This is a genomic window from Streptomyces sp. NPDC056948 (assembly GCF_042674225.1).
GTDB classification, from domain to species: domain Bacteria; phylum Actinomycetota; class Actinomycetes; order Streptomycetales; family Streptomycetaceae; genus Streptomyces; species Streptomyces purpurascens.
The window spans coordinates 1-20930 of the sequence record NZ_JBHUQX010000073.1 but is presented as its reverse complement, the minus strand read 5'-3'; the positions used below and the strand labels follow the sequence as shown (position 1 = coordinate 20930).

18 protein-coding genes are annotated in these 20930 nt (G+C 73.5%); 8 read left to right on the top strand and 10 right to left on the bottom strand.

Translation table 11 applies throughout. The annotated features are described in order from the left end of the window. Positions 1-44 precede the first annotated feature (44 nt). On the top strand, positions 45-728 hold the full coding sequence (locus tag ACFTZL_RS12345) for a DUF4328 domain-containing protein (RefSeq protein ID WP_382580790.1): 684 nt from the start codon (positions 45-47) through the stop codon (positions 726-728). Here the strand turns inward: ACFTZL_RS12345 and ACFTZL_RS12340 are convergent. Together ACFTZL_RS12340 and ACFTZL_RS12335 are read right to left on the bottom strand one after the other, a co-directional pair. Beyond that, positions 725-2242 carry an alpha/beta hydrolase gene (locus ACFTZL_RS12340; protein WP_382580788.1) on the bottom strand — a complete coding sequence of 506 codons (1518 nt, stop codon included), beginning with the start codon at positions 2240-2242 and terminating at the stop codon, positions 725-727. The two genes, ACFTZL_RS12345 and ACFTZL_RS12340, sit on opposite strands and share 4 nt — an antisense overlap. 131 nt (positions 2243-2373) lie before the next feature. After that, on the bottom strand, positions 2374-3252 hold the full coding sequence (locus ACFTZL_RS12335; protein ID WP_382580786.1) for a putative RNA methyltransferase: 879 nt from the start codon (positions 3250-3252) through the stop codon (positions 2374-2376). Positions 3253-3556: 304 nt separating this feature from the next. On the opposite strand from ACFTZL_RS12335, the gene ACFTZL_RS12330 reads away from it, so the two are divergent. Then, on the top strand, positions 3557-4537 hold the full coding sequence (locus ACFTZL_RS12330; protein WP_382580802.1) for a cytochrome c oxidase assembly protein: 981 nt from the start codon (positions 3557-3559) through the stop codon (positions 4535-4537). After that, complete coding sequence (locus tag ACFTZL_RS12325; protein ID WP_382580784.1) at positions 4512-5267, top strand: class I SAM-dependent methyltransferase; 756 nt, start codon at positions 4512-4514, stop codon at positions 5265-5267. Before ACFTZL_RS12330 ends, ACFTZL_RS12325 begins: the two co-directional genes overlap by 26 nt. On the opposite strand, the gene ACFTZL_RS12320 is transcribed toward ACFTZL_RS12325, so the two are convergent. From ACFTZL_RS12320 to ACFTZL_RS12305, 4 genes are read right to left on the bottom strand one after another with little or no spacing between them, the layout of a single operon-like run. Beyond that, the gene (locus ACFTZL_RS12320; protein WP_382580782.1) at positions 5240-5770 is read right to left on the bottom strand and encodes a hypothetical protein; all 531 of its coding nucleotides are present in this window, start codon (positions 5768-5770) and stop codon (positions 5240-5242) included. The genes ACFTZL_RS12325 and ACFTZL_RS12320 overlap by 28 nt on opposite strands. Beyond that, on the bottom strand, positions 5754-6245 hold the full coding sequence (locus ACFTZL_RS12315; RefSeq protein WP_382580780.1) for an RNA polymerase sigma factor: 492 nt from the start codon (positions 6243-6245) through the stop codon (positions 5754-5756). Before ACFTZL_RS12315 ends, ACFTZL_RS12320 begins: the two co-directional genes overlap by 17 nt. Further along, positions 6242-6850 (bottom strand): class F sortase, encoded by a 609-nt coding sequence (locus tag ACFTZL_RS12310; RefSeq protein ID WP_382580778.1) that lies wholly within the window; start codon positions 6848-6850, stop codon positions 6242-6244. The genes ACFTZL_RS12315 and ACFTZL_RS12310 overlap by 4 nt, the downstream gene beginning before the upstream one ends. Continuing rightward, the gene (locus tag ACFTZL_RS12305) at positions 6847-7248 is read right to left on the bottom strand and encodes a sortase-dependent protein (protein WP_382580776.1); all 402 of its coding nucleotides are present in this window, start codon (positions 7246-7248) and stop codon (positions 6847-6849) included. The genes ACFTZL_RS12310 and ACFTZL_RS12305 overlap by 4 nt, the downstream gene beginning before the upstream one ends. 224 nt (positions 7249-7472) lie before the next feature. Here ACFTZL_RS12305 and ACFTZL_RS12300 point away from each other — a divergent pair, with 224 nt between their 5' ends. The 5 genes from ACFTZL_RS12300 (at position 7473) to ACFTZL_RS12280 (ending at position 14668) form a co-directional block, all read left to right on the top strand. Next, positions 7473-9485: a hypothetical protein gene (locus ACFTZL_RS12300; protein ID WP_382580774.1), complete on the top strand. Its 2013-nt coding sequence runs from the start codon at positions 7473-7475 to the stop codon at positions 9483-9485. A 22-nt stretch (positions 9486-9507) separates the two neighbouring features. Then, the gene (locus tag ACFTZL_RS12295; RefSeq protein ID WP_382580772.1) at positions 9508-10683 is read left to right on the top strand and encodes an NAD(P)/FAD-dependent oxidoreductase; all 1176 of its coding nucleotides are present in this window, start codon (positions 9508-9510) and stop codon (positions 10681-10683) included. A gap of 108 nt (positions 10684-10791) precedes the next feature. Then, positions 10792-12138: a hypothetical protein gene (locus ACFTZL_RS12290; protein ID WP_382580770.1), complete on the top strand. Its 1347-nt coding sequence runs from the start codon at positions 10792-10794 to the stop codon at positions 12136-12138. A gap of 56 nt (positions 12139-12194) precedes the next feature. Further along, positions 12195-13430, top strand: a complete 1236-nt coding sequence (locus tag ACFTZL_RS12285) for an AAA family ATPase (RefSeq protein ID WP_382580768.1) — start codon at positions 12195-12197, stop codon at positions 13428-13430. Continuing rightward, entirely contained in the window at positions 13427-14668 is a 1242-nt protein-coding gene (locus ACFTZL_RS12280) for a VWA-like domain-containing protein (protein ID WP_382580766.1), read from the top strand. Before ACFTZL_RS12285 ends, ACFTZL_RS12280 begins: the two co-directional genes overlap by 4 nt. Positions 14669-14672: 4 nt before the next feature. Here the strand turns inward: ACFTZL_RS12280 and ACFTZL_RS12275 are convergent, their stop codons facing one another. From ACFTZL_RS12275 to ACFTZL_RS12260, 4 genes are all read right to left on the bottom strand, one after another. Then, a complete protein-coding gene (locus ACFTZL_RS12275) occupies positions 14673-15311 on the bottom strand; it encodes a response regulator (RefSeq protein ID WP_382580764.1) in 639 nt (212 codons plus the stop codon). Beyond that, positions 15308-16513 (bottom strand): sensor histidine kinase, encoded by a 1206-nt coding sequence (locus ACFTZL_RS12270; RefSeq protein ID WP_382580762.1) that lies wholly within the window; start codon positions 16511-16513, stop codon positions 15308-15310. The genes ACFTZL_RS12275 and ACFTZL_RS12270 overlap by 4 nt, the downstream gene beginning before the upstream one ends. Positions 16514-16518: 5 nt before the next feature. Then, positions 16519-18723 carry an MMPL family transporter gene (locus ACFTZL_RS12265; RefSeq protein ID WP_382580760.1) on the bottom strand — a complete coding sequence of 735 codons (2205 nt, stop codon included), beginning with the start codon at positions 18721-18723 and terminating at the stop codon, positions 16519-16521. Positions 18724-18834: 111 nt separating this feature from the next. After that, entirely contained in the window at positions 18835-20784 is a 1950-nt protein-coding gene (locus tag ACFTZL_RS12260; RefSeq protein ID WP_382580758.1) for a glycoside hydrolase family 97 catalytic domain-containing protein, read from the bottom strand. Positions 20785-20930 lie beyond the last annotated feature (146 nt).

The window sequence follows — 20930 nt, the reverse complement described above, 5'->3', positions numbered from 1 at the left end:
GTGCGACCAGAAGACCGGTTGAAGGGGTGCGACAGGATGACCCGGTGAATGAAAAAGAATCCCCCCTCGCAGCTCAGGCCTCCCCCCTGCGCCCGGTCCGCGGCGCGGCCCGCCTCGCCGTCGTCGCTCTCGCCCTCGCCGGCGTCGCCTGGACGGTCCGGGCGGTCTGGCACATCCGGCTCGCCATGGCGGGCGAGCCGGCGTCCGGCCCACCGGACCAGGGCAACGGCGTCCACCGTCCTCTCAACGCCCTGGAGGACTCCTACCACCTGGTCAGCTCCGCGGGCGGCGCCGTCACGGTGGTCTGCGCGCTCGTGTTCCTGCTCTGGCTGGACCGCGTTCGGGACAACGCCCGTGCCCTCTCGGGCAAGGAACCGCGGTACCAGTACCTCTGGCTCTTCCTGGGCTGGATCGTGCCTGTCGTGAACCTGTGGATACCCCGGGGCATGGTCGCGGACGTCCACGGGTCGGTCTTCCCCGACCGGCGGCTGCCCGCCGTCGTGAACTGGTGGTGGGGCCTGTGGCTGGCCGGCCTGTGCGGCGGAGTCGGCCTGATCTACGCCGACTCCACCGACGAGGTCATCGCCCGCGCCTACACCGGCGTCTGGCCCCTGCTCGCCGCCGACCTGGTGATCGTGGCCGCGGCCGGGACCGCCGCCCTCATGGTCCGCACACTCACCGCGGCGCAGCAGCAGCGCATGGACGAGGTCGCGCGGACCGACTCCTAGTCCCCGGCGGCCGGGTCGGCCGCGGGGCAGTGGCTGCCGTCGCGCGGGACCTTCAGGGCCACGAGGTAGCCGTCCATCGCGTCGCGGGTGCAGTCGCTCCGGTCGTAGACGCGGTGTCCCGCGCCCTCGTACGTCAGCAGGGCGGCCTTGCCGCGGGTCTGCCGGCGCACCTCGGCCGCCCAGGAGAGGGGGTTGGCCGGGTCGTGCCGGGAGTGCATCATCAGCAGTTTCGGGGCTTTGGCGACGCGCAGATCGTGCTGCGGATTGTTCACCCGCTCCGGCCAGCCGACGCACCCGGCCAGCGCGGCGTGCACGCGGGGCGAGCCGCGCATGTGCGCTCCCGCCTGCCGCTCGGCCGCGGTCAGGCGCGCGAACTCCCGGTGGTCGCGCGGCCGGAACCGCCAGTCCTGGCAGAACACCGCGAACAGGGGCTGCGCCTCGAGCGGTTGACCGGTCTCGGGCGTCTCGGCCGGGCCGGACGCCGCAGGCCGTGTCTCCGGCCGCTGCGCGTCGAGTCGTGCCACGAACGTCGCCGCCCTGGCCCAGTCCGGTCCGTAGAACATCTTGAAGACGCGCAGAGAGATCTCGAGCGCGCCGAGAGTCCGGCCCGGCGTCTCCGGATCCCGTATCTCACCCCGGTCGGCCCGCTCCAGCAGCTCGTCCCAGACGGCCGGGAGGTCGCGCCCGTGCAGGGCACAGGAGCGCGCACGGTCGCACCACTTCACGAACTGGTGCCAGGAGTCCTCGGCGGATGTCGCCGAGGAGACGAGGAACTCCCGGGCGCCGGTGATGCTGTGGTCGATGTTCGCGGTGAGGGACATGGCACGGATCCGGTCGCCGTACAGCTCCGCGTACTGCTCGCCGATCAGCGTGCCGTAGGAGTGGCCGAAGTAGTTGATCTTCCGCTCGCCCAGCGCCTTGCGCAGGGCCTCCATGTCGTGGACGACGGACAGCGTGTCGGCGTGATCGAAGATCGGCCCGCTGTGGCGGCGGCAGTCCTCGCGCAGTTCGCGGTTGTAGGCCGCCAGTCGCTCGAACTCCTTCTGGTCGCGCGGATACACCGACGGCTGCTCGCCCAGCAGCTTCTTCGAGCACATCACCGGCCGGCTGCCGCCCACGCCCCGCGGGTCGAAGCCGACGATGTCGAATCTGGACCGCAGCTCGGCACTGAGCTGGGCCTCGGCCCGCGTCAGGGTGTAGTTCACGCCGGAGTCGCCCGGACCTCCCGGGTTGACCATGAGGACGCCGACCCTGCGGTCCGGGTCGGTCGCCTTGCGGCGGGCCACGGCCAGGTCGAACGTCTCGCCCTCCGGCCGGGACCAGTCCACCGGCAGCCGCAGCGTCCCGCACTCGGCCCTCTCGTGATCGGGGCACGGCTTCCAGTCGATCGCCGGCTCCGACGGCGGGGACGTATCGGCCTCCGCCACTCCTCCCCCCATCAACAGCGCCCCGGCGGCGAGCGCTCCGGCTAACCCCTTGAACAGCGAACGCACGGAGTTCCTCCTGTCGGCCATGCGAGCACGGAAACAGGAGTGGCCACCCCCACCCGAGGAGCGTGGCAGCCGGCCCGACGGCACCACAACGCTCCCCGGCCCGAATCAGGGACGGACCGGGGAACGCCCGCACAGGGCCTGGGGGTTGGCCCCTAGTGAGCTGTCGGCCTGTACACCGACACGACGAACGACGCGGTCACCCGCACCGGTGTCTCCAGCCCCGCGACACGGCGTCCCAGCTCCGTGGCGCCTACGTGGTGCGCGGTGGGGCTCATGGCCACCAGAGCGGCGATGTCCCCGGCGGTGAGGCGCATGACGTACTCCAGCGGCTCGGTGCGGTCGTGCGCGAAGTGGGCCTCCAGAGTGCGGCGCAGGCGCTCCTCCTTCCTGGGGTCGACCGCCAACAGCCCTATGGAGTCATGCAGTTCGCGCAAGTGCCGGTCGGTGGGCGTGACGACGAGCAGGGCGCCGTCCGGCCGGAGGACCCGGTGGAACTCCGGCCCGTTGCGGGGCGCGAAGACGTTGAGCACGAGGTGGGCGCAGCCGGTGCGGACGGGCCACGGCCGCCAGACGTCCCAGCCGGCGGCCTCCCCACGGGCATGGGCGCGGGCCGCGGCGCGCAGGGCGGCGGCGGAGCTGTCCAGCCCGAGCCCCAGGGCATCGGGAAGCGCGTCCAGGACCGCCGCCAGGTAGTGGCCGGTGCCTGCCCCGGCGTCCAGGACGGTGGCGTCGGGCGGGGCCAGTTCCGTGGCGAGTTCCGCGAGGGTGCGGGCGAGCGGGTCGTAGTGCCCGGCGCGCAGGAACGAGGCGCGGCTGCGGACCATGCCGGCGGAGTCGGCGCTCGCGGCACGGCGGTGGCCGGTCAGCAGACTGACGTATCCGTGGCGGGCGATGTCGAAGGTGTGCCGGTCGGCGCATCGCAGGGCGCCGTCGGCGTGTGCGAGGTCTGCCGGGCACAACGGGCAGGTCAGGACGGTCAGGAGGCGGTCGGCCGGGCGGCGTCGGCCGGTACCCGGATGCGTGGGAGGCATGGCGAGGCTCCTCGGAGCGCGGCGCGGCACGACGCGGCGAAGCGCGGGCCGGACCGCGTGCGGGCGGTGGACGGTGAGTCGTCGGCGCCCGCGGACCGGTGGTCGGTGGCGGGCGCGCCGAGGACGGCGACGTGACGGACTCACGTCGCGGTCCTCACCGCGGCGTCAGAGGAAGCAGTGCGGAAGGCCGGTGCATGCCAATGCCATACCGCGAGGTTACCGCCCGCAGCCTCTTCCTTAACTTCGGCGGCTAGCGTCCGCTGCCTGGTCTGCGTGGGAAGGGGACGGCACGGTGGGTGACGCGATGCGTGAACTGTCGGCCGGGTATCTGCCGGAGCCGACCCTCGGGCGGCTGCTGGAGTCGTGGCAGCCGGACGTTCCCGCGCTGTTGCTGGTCGGGGTGCTGGGCGGGCTGTACGGCTGGGGCGTCGTGCGGGTGCGTGGGCGGGGCGGGTCCTGGTCGCTCCTCCAGCTCCTCGCCTTCGTGTTCCTCGGGTTGGGCGCGATCGTCGTGTCCACGATGTCCGGGCTGGCCGTCTACGACCATGAGCTGTTCTGGCCGGCCGCCGTGCAGAACACCGGGCTCGACCTGCTCGCGCCGCTGGGCCTCGCCCTCGGCGACCCGCTGCGGCTCGCGGTCGAGGCGCTGCCGGAGGGCGGTGCGCGCCGGGTGCGGCGGATCCTGACCGGACGGCTGGTGCGGACGCTGACGTTCCCCCTCGTCAGCTCGGTCCTGGTGCTGACCACGGAACTGACCGTCTACTTCACTCCGTACTTCGCCAACGCCCTGCGCGTGGGCCGGCTGCACGAGCTGATGTATCTGCAGCTGCTGGCGGCCGGCTGCCTGTTCGTCCTGCCGGTGCTCACCCGCGAACAGGCCCTGCCCGCCTGGTGCACCCACCCCGTCCGGGCGGCCCTGGTCTTCCTCGACGGTGTCGTCGACGCGCTCCCGGGGCTGGTGGTCATGACGCACGGCACCCTGATCGCGGGCGCGTGGTACCTGCACCACGCGCCGCCCTGGTCCCCCGACGTCCGGCACGACCAGCAGATCGGCGGTGGCGCCATGCTGGGCATCGCCGAACTGGTCGCCGTCCCCTTCCTGCTGGCGATCCTCGCCCAGTGGGTCCGCGCGGAGCGCGCCCGGACGGCCGTACTGGACCGCCGCCTCGACGGTGAACTCGCCGCTCCGGGCGGGCTGGTCCGGCCTTGGTGGGAGACCGAGGAGAGCGAAGTGGCGGTGCGGGTAAGGCGGCAGGGGCATGCTGACCCTTATGGTCACCTATGACACGATCGGCGCGACCTACGCCCGGACCCGGCGCCCCGACCCGCGGATCGCCGCGCAGGTGCATGCCGCGCTCGGCGATGTCAGTGATGTTCTCGACGTCGGGGCGGGCGCCGGGGCGTACGAACCGCCGGGGACGGTGCTCGCGGTGGAGCCCAGTCAGGTCATGGTCGCCCAGCGGCCGCCGGGGGCCGCGCCCGCCGTGCGGGCGGTCGCGGAGCGCCTGCCGCTGCGCGACGGAGCGGTCGACGCCGCCATGGCACTGCTGACCGTCCACCACTGGTCCGACCAGGCGGCCGGAATCAGGGAACTGTGCCGGGTCGCCCGCCGTCGCGTCGTCGTCCTGACGTGGGACCAGGACGTCTTCCGCGAGCGGTTCTGGCTCGTCCGGGAGTACCTGCCGGAGGCAGCCGCCTTCGACGACACCCGCGCCCTCCCCGTCGACCGGCTGGCCGGCCTGCTCGGCGGAGCGCGCCGGGAACCGGTCCCCGTCCCCCACGACTGCACGGACGGCTTCGCCGCCGCGCACTGGCGCCGCCCCCACGCCTACCTCGACCCGCGGGTACGCGCGGGGATCTCCCTGCTCGCCCAGACCGGCGACGACGTCCTCGCCCCCGGCCTGGCCCGGCTCGCGGACGACCTGACGAGCGGCCGCTGGCAGGCCCGGCACGCCGAGCTGCTCACGCTCGACGCCGTCGACGTGGGTTACCGGCTGCTGGTGGCCGACCTCTGAACCGTGCTCGGCCGGGCCGACGGGACGTCTCGCGCCGGGGTCGGTGTGGCCGACGGGACGCGGGGCACGGCCGTCGGGCGTGTGGTGTCGCGCGGGTCGTCCGTGCGCGCGCTGGTCGTGTCGGGGGCCGGGGCATCGGATACGGAGGACGGCGCCGAGGCCGGCGCGGAGGACGACGCGGACGGGGAAGGGGAGGGTGAAGAGGGCGGGGTGGGAAGGGGCGTGGTCGCGGGGGGCGGGGCCATCGGGACCGTCGGGGAGGCGGGGCGGTCCGGGGCCGTGAAGCGCAGGGGGAGCGCGATGAGGGCGGCCACGGCACAGCACACGCCGGCTCCGGCCGCGGTGCGCAGGAGGCGCCGGCGGGTCGCCCTGCGGCGGATCGCCTCGTACTGGCCGGGCGGCGCGCCCAGGTAGGCGGGGGAGGAGGGACGCAGGATCACGGCGAGGGGGTCGTCGGGGCCGGACTCCGGGTCGCCCGGGACGTCGTCAAGGCGTGTGGTCAAGGCTTCTCCTCAGGTGGACGCGGAGCAGTTCCCGGGCCGCGTGCAGGTCGGCCTTGACGGTTCCTTCCTTGCGCCCGGTCAGTGCGGACACCTCCCGGATCGGCATGTCAGCGTAGTAGTGGAGGAGGATCGGCACGCGGAGTCGTTCCGGGAGCGACTGGACGAGCAGGCGCACCGACGGGTCGGCCTGCTCGGGGTGGGGCCGTACGGCGACCTCCGAGGTGACGCGGTGCATGGCCCGGCGCTCCCGCTCCAGTTTGCGCCAGTGGTCCCGGACGAGGTTGGCCGCGGTGACGTAGAGGAAGCCGCGGGGCTCCTCCACGGACGTCCAGCGGGCCCAGAGCCGGGTGAACGCCTCCGAGGCGATCTCGTGTGCCGTCCCGTCGTCGTCGACGAGCCGGCGGCACCAGCCGGCGAGGCGCGGGTAGAGGGCGGCGAACAGTTCGGACGCTGCCTTCTCGCGGGACCGTTTCAACGCTCTCCAGGGGTCGGGGACTCCGCGCCGCTCAGCGCGGCGAAGACGATCACGTTGTCCGCGTATCCGTCGCCGGTACGCGCTCCGCCGCACGTGATCAGCCGCAGCTCCGGGCGGTCCACGTTCCCGTAGACGTCGTCCGCCGGGAAGTCGGTTTTCGGGGTGGTCCGTACGGCCGTGACGGCGAACTCCGCCGCGGTGCCGTTCTCCAGGCGCGCCACGATCCGGTCGCCCCGGCGCAGCCGGTCGAGACGGCGGAAGACGCCGTCGCCGTACTTCCCGACCGTGACGTGGCCGAGGATCACCGACGGCCCGGTCCGGCCGGGGGTCGGCGAGTGCCGGTACCAGCCCGCCCGGTCGTCCGCCGTGATCGGCGGCACCTCCACCGTGCCGTCCGGTGCCAGGCCCAGCCGGATGACCGGCGTGTCGACGCCGATGGCCGGGACGAGCAGCCGGACCGGAGCGGAACGGGCCAGGGGACGCGCCCCCTTGGCCGGAACCGCCCGGGGCTTCGGCTGTCGTTCGGTGCTCCCGTCGCTCCCGCACGCCGTCAGCAGGGACGCCAGTGCCGCGGTCGTGAACGCGCGCCTGGAGAACGCGGTCATGCCCCGGTCGCCCGGCGGCGGCGAACGACGAAGACCGCTCCGCCGCCCAGCGCGAATGCCGCGGCGGCGCCCGCGCCGATCGCCGTGCCGTCGCTCCCGGAGGACGAGGACGTCTGGGTCACACCGGTGTCGGGCGCGCCGCCCGGCCGGACGGAGACCTGGTCCTCGGCCGGTGCCCGGGTCGGTTCGGGCTTCGGGGCCGGGCGCGTGCTGTCCGGTGCGCGGGTCGGTTCGGCACTGGCCGCCGGTTCGGCGTCCTCGGCCGGCTGGGGGGTGCCGGCCGGGGTGGCCGACTGGACCGGGCTCGGGGTCTTGCCCCCGTCGGCGAACGCGGGCCCGGTGCCCAGCAGTACGGCGGTGCCCGCGAGGGCCAGGGCGCTCAGGACGGTTCGGCGCATGGAATCGCTCTCCTTCGTCGGTCCCGCCCGATGGTCGGCGGGGTGGGTGACGGGTCGTGCGGAGAGACGATGCGGCCGCGGGGCAGGTTGTAAAGAGATGGCAAAGTCCGGTGAGGGCGTGCGCCCCGGCCCTCTTGGCAACACCCCCACCACCCGGTTCAATGGCGCCGTTTGTGATCGGGTCGCACCCGCCTCGACGATCGCCCCGTGGAAGGGTCACCTCCGTGCCGCACTCCCGCATCCCGGAATCCCTGGTCTTCGGCCCGGGGCACGCCCTCCTCGACCAGGCCACCGGCGCCCCCGCACAGTTCGCGGACGGCGACGACCCCGTACGCCGGTTCCTCCTGGACGACGTTGCCACCCCCTGGCACTCCGTCGAGCACCAGTGGGGCTCCGGACACCTGGTCACCGACCGCGGCGGAGCCCGCTGGCACACCCCCGCCGAACTGCGGTTCACGGAGGCCGGGCCGGAGGCGGTGCATGTGCCGCTGCCCGGGGTGCGCCTGGTCGTCCGCCGGGCCGTGCACGAGGACGTGCTGCGCGAGTCGTACACCCTCGAGAACACCGCCGGGGAGCCGCTCACCGTCACCGGACTCGGCGTCCAGACCCCGTTCGCCGACCTGTACGACGGTGCCGAGCACTCCCTGGAACGGGCCGTCCACGCACACCTGTTCACCGGCGGGACCTGGGCGTGGGCACTGGCGCAGCCGATGTCCGGGCAGGGGCGCTGCCTGGGCCTGATCGTGCGGGAGGGGGCCCTCGGGGCGTACTCCGTCGAGTCGCGCAACCTGAACTCGCACTCCAACGCCCGTGGCCACCTGGTCCTGCTGGTCACGGACCGGGCGCGCAACCCGGAGGCGTTCGGCGGCCAGCCGGAACTGCGCCTGGCGGCCGGGGAGTCGTACACCCTGACCTGGGAGCTGGGCTGGTACGCGTCGGTCGCGGAGTTCACCGCCGCGACCCGGCCACCGGCGGTGCTGTCCGCGTACGCCGCCGAACTCGGCGAGCCGATCGTCGTCGAGGCCCCTTCCGTGAGCAGCCCGGACCCGGGCGTGAAGGTCGAGGAGGAGACCGCCGGCCGCCACCGCGTCCAGGCCTCCCGCCACGGCAGCTACACCCTGGACCTCGGCGACGGGGCCCGCACCGAGGTGCTGTTCCACCTGCCGCTCGAAGAGGTCGTACGGCGCCGGGTCGCCTACGTCACGCGGTACCAGCGGGCCCGGGAGCGGCCCGGGCTGCTCGCCCACGCCTTCGTGCCGGTGGACACCCGGACCGGCCTGACCCAGGCGGCCAACGGCTGGGCGGACTGGACGGACGGCTCCGAGCGGATCGCCATGCCGCTGCTGCTCCAGACGGCCACGGCCCGCGGCTGGGCGGACCCGGAGGAGACCGGGCCGCTGCTGGACGGCTGGTCCCGCTTCGCCCGCCGGCATCTGCTCGACGACAGTGCCGCCCCGCGCCGCGGCTCGCAGCACTGGCACACCGGGCCCCGGTTGTACGACACCCCGTGGCTGGCCCGGTTCTTCCACGACCGGCATGCCGCCACCGGCCGGGAGGACGAGCTGGACCTGGCCGCCCGCATCCTGGAGCGGAGCTTCGAACTCGGCGGTGCCGGGCACCTGTCCATCGGCCTCTCCCCGACGACTCTGGCCGTCTGTTCCGCCCTCGACGCCACGGGCGGCGTGGACCGGGCGGACCGGCTGCGTGATCAACTGGTCGACAGTGCACGGGAGTTCATCCGCATGGGCAGGCGTCTCCCCGCCCACGAGGTCAACTACGAGCAGTCCATCGTGGCTCCCCTGCTGGACCTGCTCGTCGACGCCCACACCCTCACCGGCGAGCCCGGCTTCCTGGACGCCGCCGCCGAACGGCTGCCCTGGCTGCTGTCCTTCGGCGGCCCCCAGCCCCACGCCCGGCTGCACGGCGTGGCCGTCCGGCACTGGGACGGCTACTGGTTCGGCGCCAACCGGCTGTGGGGCGATGTCTTCCCGCACTACTGGAGCGCCCTCACGGCCGCCACCCTCGACCGCCTGCCGGCCGCCCTGCGCACCGCGCACACCGACCGTCTCGCCGAGGCGATATGGCGCGCCAACCTGGCCAACTACCGCGAGGACGGCTCCGCCACCTGCGCCTTCGTCCTGCCCTCGACCGTCGACGGCAGGGCCGCCCACACCGCCGACCCCCTCGCCAACGACCAGGACTGGCACCTCGTGCTGTGGATGCAGACAGCCATGTAGAGCACTGTGAAGGGATGGCCCGTTGACCACTTCACCCGTCTACCCCACCGTCCCCCGCACCGCCGACGTCGTGATCATCGGCGGCGGTGTGATGGGCACGAGCATCGCCTTCCACCTGGCCGAGGCCGGGGTGCGGAACATCGTCGTCGTGGAGCGCGGCGAGCTGGGCTGCGGCAGCTCGGGCAAACCGATCGGCGGCGTACGGGCGCACTTCTCCGACCCGCTCAACATCGAACTGGGCGACCGGAGTCTGCGCGCCTTCCGGGACTTCCAGGATCGCCCCGGCGCCGACATCCGCCTCGACACCGTCGGCTACCTCTTCCTGCTCACCACCGAGCGGCAGGCCGCCGACTTCGAGGCCGCCGTCCGGCTGCAGAACTCCCTCGGCGTCCCCAGCCGCATGACCGGCCCCGAAGAGGCCCGCCGCCTGTGTCCCTACGTCAGCACCGACGGGCTGGTGGCGGCCGCCCACTCGCCCGCCGACGGCCACGCCCGGCCCGCACTGGTCGTCCAGGGCTACGCGCGTGCGGCCGCCCGGGCCGGTGTCGTCCTCGCCACCCACACCGCGGTCACCGGCCTCGACACCACCGGCGACCGGGTCACGGCCGTGCACACCGACCGCGGACGGATCGACTGCGCCACGGTCGTCTGCGCCGCCGGAGCCTGGTCGGCACGGATCGGCGACCTGGCCGGCGTCCCCCTCCCCGTCCGGCCGGTCCGCCGCCAACTGGCCTTCACCGTCCCCCTCACGCCCCCCGCCCCGCGCATCCCCTTCACCATCGACTTCTCGTCCTCGGCGTATTTCCACAACAGCGACGACGGCCTCCTCTTCGGCCTGGCCGACCCCGCCGAGCCGGACGGCTTCGACACCACCTGGACCCCCGGGTGGCTGGAGCTCTTCCGCGACGTCGTACGCCACCGCGCCCCCGACCTCGCCGACATGGACACGGCGCGCGGCTGGGCCGGGCTCTACGAGGTCACCCCCGACCACAACGCGCTCATCGGCCGCTCCGGCGAGGTCGTCAACTTCCTCTACGCCACCGGGTTCTCCGGTCACGGCTTCCTGCAGGCCCCGGCGGTCGGGGAGATCGTCCGCGACCTGTACCTGGACCGGACACCCTGCGTCGACGTCGGCCCGCTCAGCACCGACCGCTTCCGGGCGGGGGCGGAGTTCCGGCCCGAGTCGCATGTCGTCTGAGGCTGCGGATATTCGGCTGCGCGAGGGTGCGGGGGCCGCTAGCATCGCCGCGATGACGACCTCCTGCATGGACAGATTGGGGGTCCCGTCCGCGCCAGGTGAGTGCTGATGCTCACCCCCACCGCGAACGGGAGCTCCCCGCCTTCCCCAAGGCCGACTTCCTTCTGGCCGCGCGTGCGCGAGTTCGCCGTGCCGCCCTCCATGATCGAGACCGCGACGGCCCGGCGGCATGCCGGTGACTGGGCGGGTGCGTGCGCCGCCGCCGGTATCGACGTCGACCTCCAGCCACGTGCCGTGGCCCGGTCCCACGGCCGGGAACTCGCCGCCCGGCTCCGGGCCGACCTGCGGCACCTGGCCCCCGACCTGCTGCGCTGGCACCTGCCGAGGATCGCCCCCGACGGGCTGCTGCGGCCGGGGCTGACCATCGGCCTGGCCCGGTACGACACCACGGGCGCGACACCGCTGCACCTCGTGGTGCGGACACCACCGGCCCGGGCCGACGCCGGTCAGCGGATCGGCCTCGCCCTGTGGGACGCGTCGGACGCGACCGACCGGCGTCATCCGCATCCCCGCCCCAGCAGACGGTTCCGTCTCGACCTGCACCGGCATCTGTGGGATGCGCGCCGGGCGGGGGAGCTGCGGGTGCGGGCGGGGGCGGATCTTCCTGACACGGACGGTCGTTCGGCGCCCGGGCCGCTGCCGCAGGGCCATCGCCGCGCCGTCGACCGGTGGGCGGCCGAGGCGGAGATCCTGCTGCGGGCCGAGGGGCGGCCGGCCGGCCGGGTCGGTGTCCGCCTCGGGGCGCGCGACCGGCTGGTTCTGGACGTGTCCGACGGCACCGCCGTGGTGACGTCGCACGCCCCCGACCCCGCACTGCCCGTCCTGCCCGACGCGGCGACCTGGGTGCTGCCCGACCTGGAGCTGCTCGGGGCCGGGGCGATCGACCCCGGGCGGCTGCATCCGCTGGTCGCCTCGGCCCTGGGCGTGGAACGGACCGGCACCTCCGGGGTGCGCGACGAGGCGGGGGATCCACGGCAGGTGGACTGCCGGGGAACCCGGCACACCATCGGCCTGGTCGGCGGCGCCCTGGCCGCGCTGGACCACGCCCCGGACGAGATCCGGCGCGAGGAACTGCTGGCCGCCCTGGGCGGACCACCCCTGCCCTGTCTCCAGGCCATCGACCGGGCACACCGCCGCCCCGACTGCCTCGTCGGCGTGCGTGAACGCCTCCGGCACGGCGACGTCACCGGGGCGCTGGCCGCCGTGGAGAGCCTGCTGGGCCCCGAAGCGGTGCTGCGCGACGGCCCGCTGCGGGACGCGCTGGAGACGGCCGCGCGGCGGCGGATCGCCTACGGGCTCTTCCGGGCGGGCCTGGACGGGCCCTCGCCCGGCAGCCTGCGCCCCTGGGACCGCCGCCGCTCCCGCGGCCACGGCCCGCACCCCCGCCACATGTGACCAAGGGCCTTTCTGCCCCGGACCTTTCAGCCCACCAGACCCACAGGTGATCACACATGCTCACACGCAACTCGCCCATGGCCGACACCACCGCCCGACTCGATGTCGCGGCCGACCTGCTGACCCTTCTCCGCGACACCACCACCGAGCCCCGCCCCGACACCCAACTGGAAGCCCTCACCCTGGCCGTGGCCGCTGATCTGCCCGTACTGCTGTGGGGAGAGCCGGGCATCGGCAAGACGGCCGCCCTGAACCAGCTCGCCGCCGCCCTGGACCTGCCGCTGACCACGGTGATCGCGAGCGTGCACGAGCCGTCCGACTTCTCGGGGCTGCCGATTGTCGGCGACGACCCCGCCGAACAGGGTGTGCCCATGGCCCCGCCGGACTGGGCGGTACGCCTGGTGCGGGCCGGCCGGGGACTGCTCTTCCTCGACGAACTGTCCACCGCGCCGCCCGCCGTCCAGGCAGCCCTGCTCCGGCTGGTGCTGGAGCGGCGGATCGGCGCGCTGCGGCTGCCGCCCGGCGTGCGGATCGTGGCCGCCGCCAACCCGCGTTCCTCGGCCGCCGACGGCTGGGAACTGAGCCCGCCGCTCGCCAACCGCTTCGTCCACCTCCAGTGGACGCACGACACCGAGGTCGTCGTCCGCGGCCTCGGCGGGACCTGGCCCCGGGCGACCCTGCCCCGGCTCGATCCCGGGAGGCTGCCGGAGGCCGTGGCCTTCGCCCGCCGTGCCGTGTGCGAGCTGCTCACCGCACGCCCCGGGCTCGTGCACCGGCTGCCCAGCGGAGAGACCCGCCGGGGCGGGGCCTGGCCGTCGCCCCGCAGTTGGGAGATGACGCTGCACCTGATCGCCTTCGCCACCGCGGCAGGATCCTCCCGCGATGTGCTCTCCCTGCTGGTCCGGGGCACCGTCGGGGACGGTCCGGGCCTCGAACTGCTGGCGAGCCTGGACCGGATGGACCTCCCGGACCCCGAGACCCTGCTGGCCGACCCGGCCGGAGCGGTCCTGCCCGAGCGGGGCGATCTGCGCCAGGCCGCGCTGGACGCTGTCGTCGCCGCGGTCCGCAGCCGCCCGGAGCGGCCCCGCTGGGACGCGGCGTGGGCCCTGCTGGTCAAGGCGGTCGAGAGCGGGCCCCCGGACGTCGTGGTCGTCCCCGCGACCACGCTCGCCGCACTGCGCCGGGAGGACTGGGACGTGCCGGCGGCGATCGAGCGCCTCGCCGGGGTCGTGTCCCTGTCCGGCCGGGCGGACCGTGCGGCGGCCCGGACGACGGCGAAGGCGGGCCGATGACGACGGAGACGGGAACCCTCGACCAGGGCAAGCTCTTCGCCGCCCGTCTGCACGCCGCCCGCGTCCGCCCCTACCTCGCGACGGCCCTGTTCGCCCTGCACGTCGTGGAGTCGCGCCGGGTGCCGACGATGGGCGTCGACCGGCACTGGCGGTGCTACGTCTCGCCGGTGTTCGTGGACCGTACGCCCGTCGAGGAACTGGCCGGTGTGTGGGTGCACGAGGTGTCGCACCTGCTGCGCGACCACCACGGCCGCAGCGACCGGGTCGCTCGGGAACGGGGCCTGAGCGGACCGGGGGAGCGGCTGCGGATGAACATCGCCGCGGACTTCGAGATCAACGACGACGTCTACGGCGACGGCCTGGCCCGCCCCGAGGGAGTCGTCGAACCGGGTGATCTGGGGCTGGCGGAGGGCGAGTTGATGGAGGAGTACCTCCGGCAGTTCAGCCTCGGCCCGCGCATGCAGGACCTGGCCTGGCTGGACTGCGGGAGCGGCGCCGACGGACTGGGCCGGGAGTGGGAACTCGGCCCGGACGGCGCGCACGGCCTGAGCGAGCAGGAACGGGACGCCGTCCGCTTCCGGGTGGCGCAGGGCATCACCGGCCGCCCCGGCAACGCCCCGCAGGGCTGGCGGCGCTGGGCGGAGGAGGCCTTTCACCCACCCCAGCCCTGGCGGGAGTTGCTGGGTGCGGCGGTCCGCTCGGCCGCGTCCGGCCCCGGCGCGGGCGAGGACTACACCTACGGCCGCCCGGCCCGGCGCTCGGTCTGTCTGCCCGGCGTCGTCCTCCCGAGCCTGAGACGCCGCCCGCCCCGGGTATCGGTCATCATCGACACCTCCGGCTCGGTCAGCGACGCCGAACTCGGCAGCGCGCTCCTGGAAGTCGCCGCGATCGCCCGGGCCGTGGGCGGACGCCGCGACCTCGTCACCGTGGTGCCCTGCGACGCCTCGGCCGGGATCGCCCGCCGCCTCTGCCGCGCCGAGGGCATCCCCCTGACGGGCGGCGGCGGCACGGACCTGCGCGCCGGCTTCACCCGCGCCCTGCGCTCCCGCCCGGCCCCGGACGTCATCGTGGCCCTCACCGACGGCCAGACGCCCTGGCCGGGCACCCGGCCTCCGTGCCGCACGGTCGTGGGCCTCTTCCCACGCCGCCACGAGGACCACTCCTACGACGAGTCCGACCCCGAGTACGTCCCGGACTCACCGCCGGACTGGGCCCGGGTCGTGGACATCGGGTCGTGACGGCTCAGGGCCGGTCCAGCAGCCCCCGTTCCATCGCCACCACCACCGCCCTCGTGCGGTCGTTGACGTCGAGCTTGGCGAACAGCCGCAGCAGATGCGTCTTCACCGTGGCCTCGGCGATGACGAGGCGGCGGCCGATCTCGGCGTTGGTCAGCCCGTCCGCGACCGCGTTCAGGACGTCCGCCTCGCGGGCCGTGAGCGGGATCTGGGCGGGCTGGCGCATGCGGGCGACGAGGCGTTCGGCGACCCGGGGCGCCAGCACGGTCTCGCCGCGCGCCGCCGCGTGGATCGCGTCGGCCAATTGCTCACGGGTGGTGTCCTTCAGCAGGTAGCCGATCGCCCCGGCCTCCACCGCGCGCTCGATCTCCGCGTCCGTGTCGTACGTCGTCAGGATCAGTACCCGGGTGCGGGGGAAGCGCGCGACGATCTCGGTCGTGGTCGCCACCCCGTCCAGCACCGGCATCCGCAGGTCGACCAGGGCGACATCCGGCTCGTGGCGCTCGACGAGACCGAGGGCCGCGCGGCCGTCGCCCGCCTCGCCGACGATCTCGATGCCGGACTCGGAGGCGAGCAGGGCCACCACCCCCGCCCGCATGACGGTGTGGTCGTCGACCACGATGATCCGCAGCGGTCCGTCGGTCATGCGGAGGCCTCTCTCGCTTCGGCCGTCAGGGGTATCAGCGCCAGCACCCGCGTCCCGTCCCCCACCGAACTCGTCACCGTCAGCCTCCCGCCCAGCTCCGCCAGCCGTTTGCGCATGCCGTCCAGGCCGAAGCCCGACGACTCGGCCACCACGAACCCGGTCCCGTCATCGGTGATCTCGAGCTCCACACCGTCCGGCTGCCGGGCCAGCACCACGCCGACCGTGGAGGCGCGGGCGTGCTTGCGCACGTTGGCCAACGACTCCTGGGTGCAGCGCAGCAGCGCGATCCGGGTCTGCTGGTCGCACTCCAGGTCCTCCAACTCGGCGTCGACGGTGAGGCCGGTGTCCTCGGCGAAACGGTCCAGGGTGCGGCGCAGGGTCTGGGCCACCGAACCCGCCGCCGCCTGGCCGGGGCGCTGGGGCGAGCCGACCAGTTCCCGCGCCTCGGCGAGGTTCTCCCGGGCGGTGGACTCGATCGACCGCAACTGCTGGGCGCTGCGGGCCGGTGCGGAGTCGAGCCCGGCCCGGGCCGCCTCGGCGAGCACGATGATCGAAGCGAAGCCCTGGGCGAGGGTGTCGTGGATGTCCCGCGCCAGCCGCTCCCGCTCGTCCGCCGCGCCCTGCCGCTGATGCGCCTCGGACAACCGGGCCTGGGTCTCCTCCAGTTCGGTGATGAGCCGGGCCCGCTCGGCGCTCTGCCTCACCACCGAATGCGCCCACAGCCCGATCAGCACCCCCACGCCGACGACGAGCACCGTGGAGAGGAGCGTCTCGGTGAAGAACTCCACCGTCCAGCCGTCCTGCCGCAGCACGCTCGCGGCCAGGGTCGCGGCCGCGGCGAGCCCCAGGAACACCACCGAGGCCCTCGGCGTCCGCCCGAACAGCCAGTAGTGCGGCAGCGTCACCATGAACAGCGCCCCGTAGTTGTCCCGCAGACAGGCCAGCCCGCCCAGCGCGACCACCAGCACCGACAGATACACGTGCGGCCGTACGACGGGGTTGGCCGGGAAGCGGTACAGCACCGCGTAGGACACCATCACCGCGCCCAGCAGGACCAGCGCCGCGTACTTGCTCCCGCCGGGCCGGTCGCCGGCGGTCGACCCGACGGCGATCACGGCGAACAGCAGCCAGCACACCGCGTTCCAGCGACGCAGCGTCGTGGTCCAGAAGACGTCGGCGGTGGAGCCGGCGGATGCGGTCATGCCGATCAACGTACGTCGACCGCCGGACGGGAGGAGGACCTTTTCTCCGGGACGGCGAGCGCCCGCCGCACCGCGCGCGAGGGCCACCAGCTCGACTCGCCCAGCAGCAGCATCGCCGCCGGCAGGATCATCACCCTCACCACGAACGCGTCGATCAGCACGGCCGCCGCCAGGACGAAGCCGATCTGCTTCATCTCGATGATGTGCAGGAAGACGAAACTGGCGAATACCGTCGTCATCACGACCGCGGCACTGGTCACCACGCTCGCCGAGGAACGGATCCCGTCCAGCACCGCCTGCCGCGTGGGCACGCCCGCGAGCGCCGCCTCCCTGATCCGGCTGACCACGAACACCTGGTAGTCCATCGACAGTCCGAAGAGGATCACGAACAGGAACAGCGGCACCCGCGACCCGATCGACCCGGTGGAGTCGAAGTCCAGCAGGCCCTCGGCCCACGTCCCCTGGAAGACCAGCACCAGCAGCCCGAGCGCCGCCGCCGCGGACAGCAGGTTCAGGACGACGCCGAGCAGTCCGAGCACGACCGAGCGGAAGGCGTACACGGTCATCGCGAACGTCACCAGCAGCAACGCGCCGAGGACCAGGGGCAGTTTGCCGTTCTGGTGGGCGGGATAGTCGGCGTAGCGGGCGACGTCGCCGCTCACGCCGTACTCGGCGCCGCCGATCCGGCCCACGGTCGCGGGCAGGAAGTCGTCCCGGAGCCGGTCGAGGGAGTCGTAGGCCTCGTCGGAGTTGCCGAGGTACGGCACCTTCAGTTCGAGGGTGCTGGTGCGGTCGTCGGCCGAGGTCCGGATCCGCGACGCCCCGGTGAACAGCCGGTCGCCATCCGCCCGCCCGGCCACCTGCCGCAGGGCGGCGACGACCTCCGCCGACCGCGCGGCGTCGGCGCGTACGACGACCTGATGGGTCACCCGCTGCTCCGGGAACGCCTCGTTGAGCCGGTCGTACACCCGCATCGCCGGGATGTCGCGGGAGTGGGTGTCCCGGCTCATCTCGGTGATCTTCAGCCCGGCCAGCGGGACGACGAGGGCGAGCAGGGCGAGGACCGAGACGCACAGGGTGGCCAGGGGATGCCGGGCGGCGGGCCGCAGCAGGGCACTCCACACCCGGCCGCCGCCCCGCTCACCCCGCACCCGGCGTACGGGCTTGCCGCGCTCGGCCCGCCGCCGCGCCCGGCGTTCCGCCCGCTGCCCGAGCTTGACGAGCAGCGCGGGCAGGGCCGTCAGCGAACTCGCCACCGCCACCAGGACGACCACGATCGTGCCGGTCGCGAGGGACGAGAAGATCACGTCGGCGGCGAGATACAGCGTCGCCGTGGAGGCGACCACCGCCATCCCGGAGACCACGACCGCCCGGCCCGAGGTCGCGGCGGCCAGCTCCACCAGCGCCTCGGAGGACAGCCGTCCGCCGGAGCGGGCCCGTTCCTCCCGCTCGCGCTTGAGATAGAAGAGCGTGTAGTCGACGCCGACCGCCAGGCCGATCATCAGGATGACGTTCGTCCCGATCCCGGCGTCGGGCGACACATGCGAGACGACCATCGACAGACCGACCGCCGCCGCGATCGACGACAGCGCCAGCAGCAACGGCACCCCGGCCATGGTCACCGACCCGAACACGACCAGCAGCGTGAGCAGGGTGACGGGCAGGGTGATCGCCTCGGACAGCGCCAGATCGTCACTGCGCTGCTGGTCGACCCCCTTGCTGACGGAGGGACTTCCGGTCTCCTCCAGCAGCAGACCGGGGTGGCCCTTGCGCACCGCCGAGGTCTGCGCCACGAGCGTGTCGACCTTGTCCTTGGCGTCCCGCTCCTCGCCCTTCAGCGACACCTCGACCATCAGGGTCCGGCGGTCCTCGGACAACAACGGGTCGGCCACGCCCGCCACTTCGGGCAGTCGCCGCATCCGGTCGGTGAGATCCTTCGCGGCGGCCCGGGCGGCGCCCTGGTCGAGAGCACCGCCCGAACGGGAGGAGATCAGCACCTGCTCGGCGGCCCTGCGCTCCAGCTCGGCCTCGGCGGCGAGGGCCTCGGCCCGCCCGGCCTCACCGACCCGGTAGTCCGCCGTCTTCGCACTGTTCGTGCCGACGGCACTGCCGGCCCCCAGACACAGCGCCACGAACACCAGCCAGCCGACGATCGCCCGCCAGGGGTGCCGCGCGCTCCAGCGCGCCACGCGCACAGAGAATGAGTTCATGCCCAAAAGCGTTGCTGAACAGGGCAGTTGACGGACAGAGGTACTCGGTTGAACCTGCCGTCCACCGGTCGGTGGACCCGGACCCTGGGGAAAACCCCACGTCCCTCGGCCTCAGGCGGGCTTCAGCACGACCGCCTGTCCGCCCGCCGGTGCCATCGCCACGTCGAGGGTGTCGGCCCGGGTCACGGTCCGGGTTCCGACCACGACCGGGGTCTGGTACGGGCTCGCACCCGGGGTGCCGTCGGCGTAGACCGTCGCCGTGTACGTCCCCCGCCCGAGGAAGGACAGAGGGAGGCTGAGTGTCCTCGACGACTCGTCGGTCATCGCGCCGAGGTACCAGGTGGAGCCGTTGCGGCGGGCCACGGCGACGTACTCGCCGATCGAGCCGGCCAGGGTGCGGCTCTCGTCCCAGGTCGTGGGGACGGCGTTGAACCAGGGCAGCCCGGGCCAGTTCGCCGGGTTGCCGTACTTGGACGGCTTGTCGTACCAGAAGAGGAAGTTGAGGGGCTGGTAGTAGACGGCGGCCATGGCCATCTGGTGGGCGTTGGTCGTCTTGTCGCGGGACTGGCCGTAGCAGATCGTGTAGTCCATCGGGCCGCCGATGTTGCGGGCGAACGGCAGCGTCACATTGTGCGTGGCGGTCGGGAACTGCTCGTTGCCGCGCACGCCCTCCAGGCTGATCCAGTTCGGGCAGGTCCGCTCGTAGCCGAACGGCCGGACGTCGTCGTGCATGTCGATCAGCAGCTCGTACTTCGCGGCCGTCATCGCCCAGTCGATGATCTGGCCGGTCATCGACTGGGTGCCGTCGTTGATGAACCCGAGCTTGATGCCCCGCACGCCCCAGCTCTTGTAGAGGCCGAGGAGGGAGTCCGCGTCGGTCAGCGCCAGCCGGTTGACGTAGAGGAAGACCCCGATGCCCTTGCCCGTGGCGTACGAGATGACGGACGGCAGGTCGATCGCGGCGATCGGGCGGGTCGCGTCGGGCGTCGTGAACTCCGGGCCGTACCAGCCGGCGTCGTACTCGATGTACTCCAGCCCCCGGGCCACGGCGAAGTCGACGCCCGCGAGTCCGGCCGCGGTGGTGAGCTCGCAGCGGAAGACCTTGCCCGGCTTGATCCAGGAGGGGTCGGGGAGGGCGTTCGGCGGGGCCAGGCTCAGCACCAGCTCGGCGTTGTCGACGAGTTCGGCGTGGGTGGCGCCGATGACGACGGCCCGCCACGGTGTGGCGAAGGGCGTGGCGACGGTGGAGGCCGTCTCCACCGGGCCGGTGCCCCGGGCGGTGTGCTCCATGAGGAAGGCGGAGAGGGCGTTCGGCTCACCGGCGACCGAACCGAGCATCAGGCGCGGGTAGTCGATGCGCGCGGACTCGCAGACGCAGGCGATGAAACCGTTGGAGAGCGTGGCGGTCAGGGGGAGGTCGGTGAGCGGGCCGTTGTCCGTGGTGGCGGTCCCGGTGACGGGTAGGGAACCCGGGGCCACCGGCTCGTAGGCGTTCTCGTCACGGGCGCTGTAGACGGTGGTGCCGTCCGGGAAGACGAAGGTCGTCAGCTCGTCGGTGATGGTGGCGGTGGCCGCAGTGTCGGCGTCGAGGAGGAGGTAGCGCAGGGCGACGCCGGTCCGGTAGGCGCGGACCTGCACGCCGAAGCGCGTGCCCGTGGCCTGGTCCCTCAAGTCCCAGCGCTGCTCCTGGTAGTGGTCGGTGACGCTCGCGTTGCGCCCGTAGACCGGGGTCCAGGTGGAGCGGTGCGCGCGATGCCGCTCGCGGATCACCCTGACGTCACTGCCGAGGACGGTGCCGTCGGCGAGCCGGATGCCGAGGGCGGAGGTGCCGATCACCGTCCGGCCGTCGCGCCGGGCGGACCAGTGGAGAGCCCCGCGGGTGCTGACCGACAGGGTGATGGAGGTGCTGCCCATGCGGGCGGTCACGCTCTCCGGGCGGTGCGGTCGGCTGTCGGCGGCGTACGCGGGGCGCGATGTGACGATGCCCGCCGCGACCAGCCCGGCACCGGCGGCCGCGCCCTTGAGCACTTCCCGGCGGGCCCGCTCTCCCGAAGCTCTCATCGTGAGGGACCTTTCCCTTGTAGTAATAGGGTAGTAACCGTTTTCTGCCAGTGGCGAGTGCAGTTGTACGCGCCGCCGCGAAGGCGGGTCAAGAGGTCGGCGCCACCGGGATACGCGAACACCCCGGGTGCCGGGCCTGGTACGGC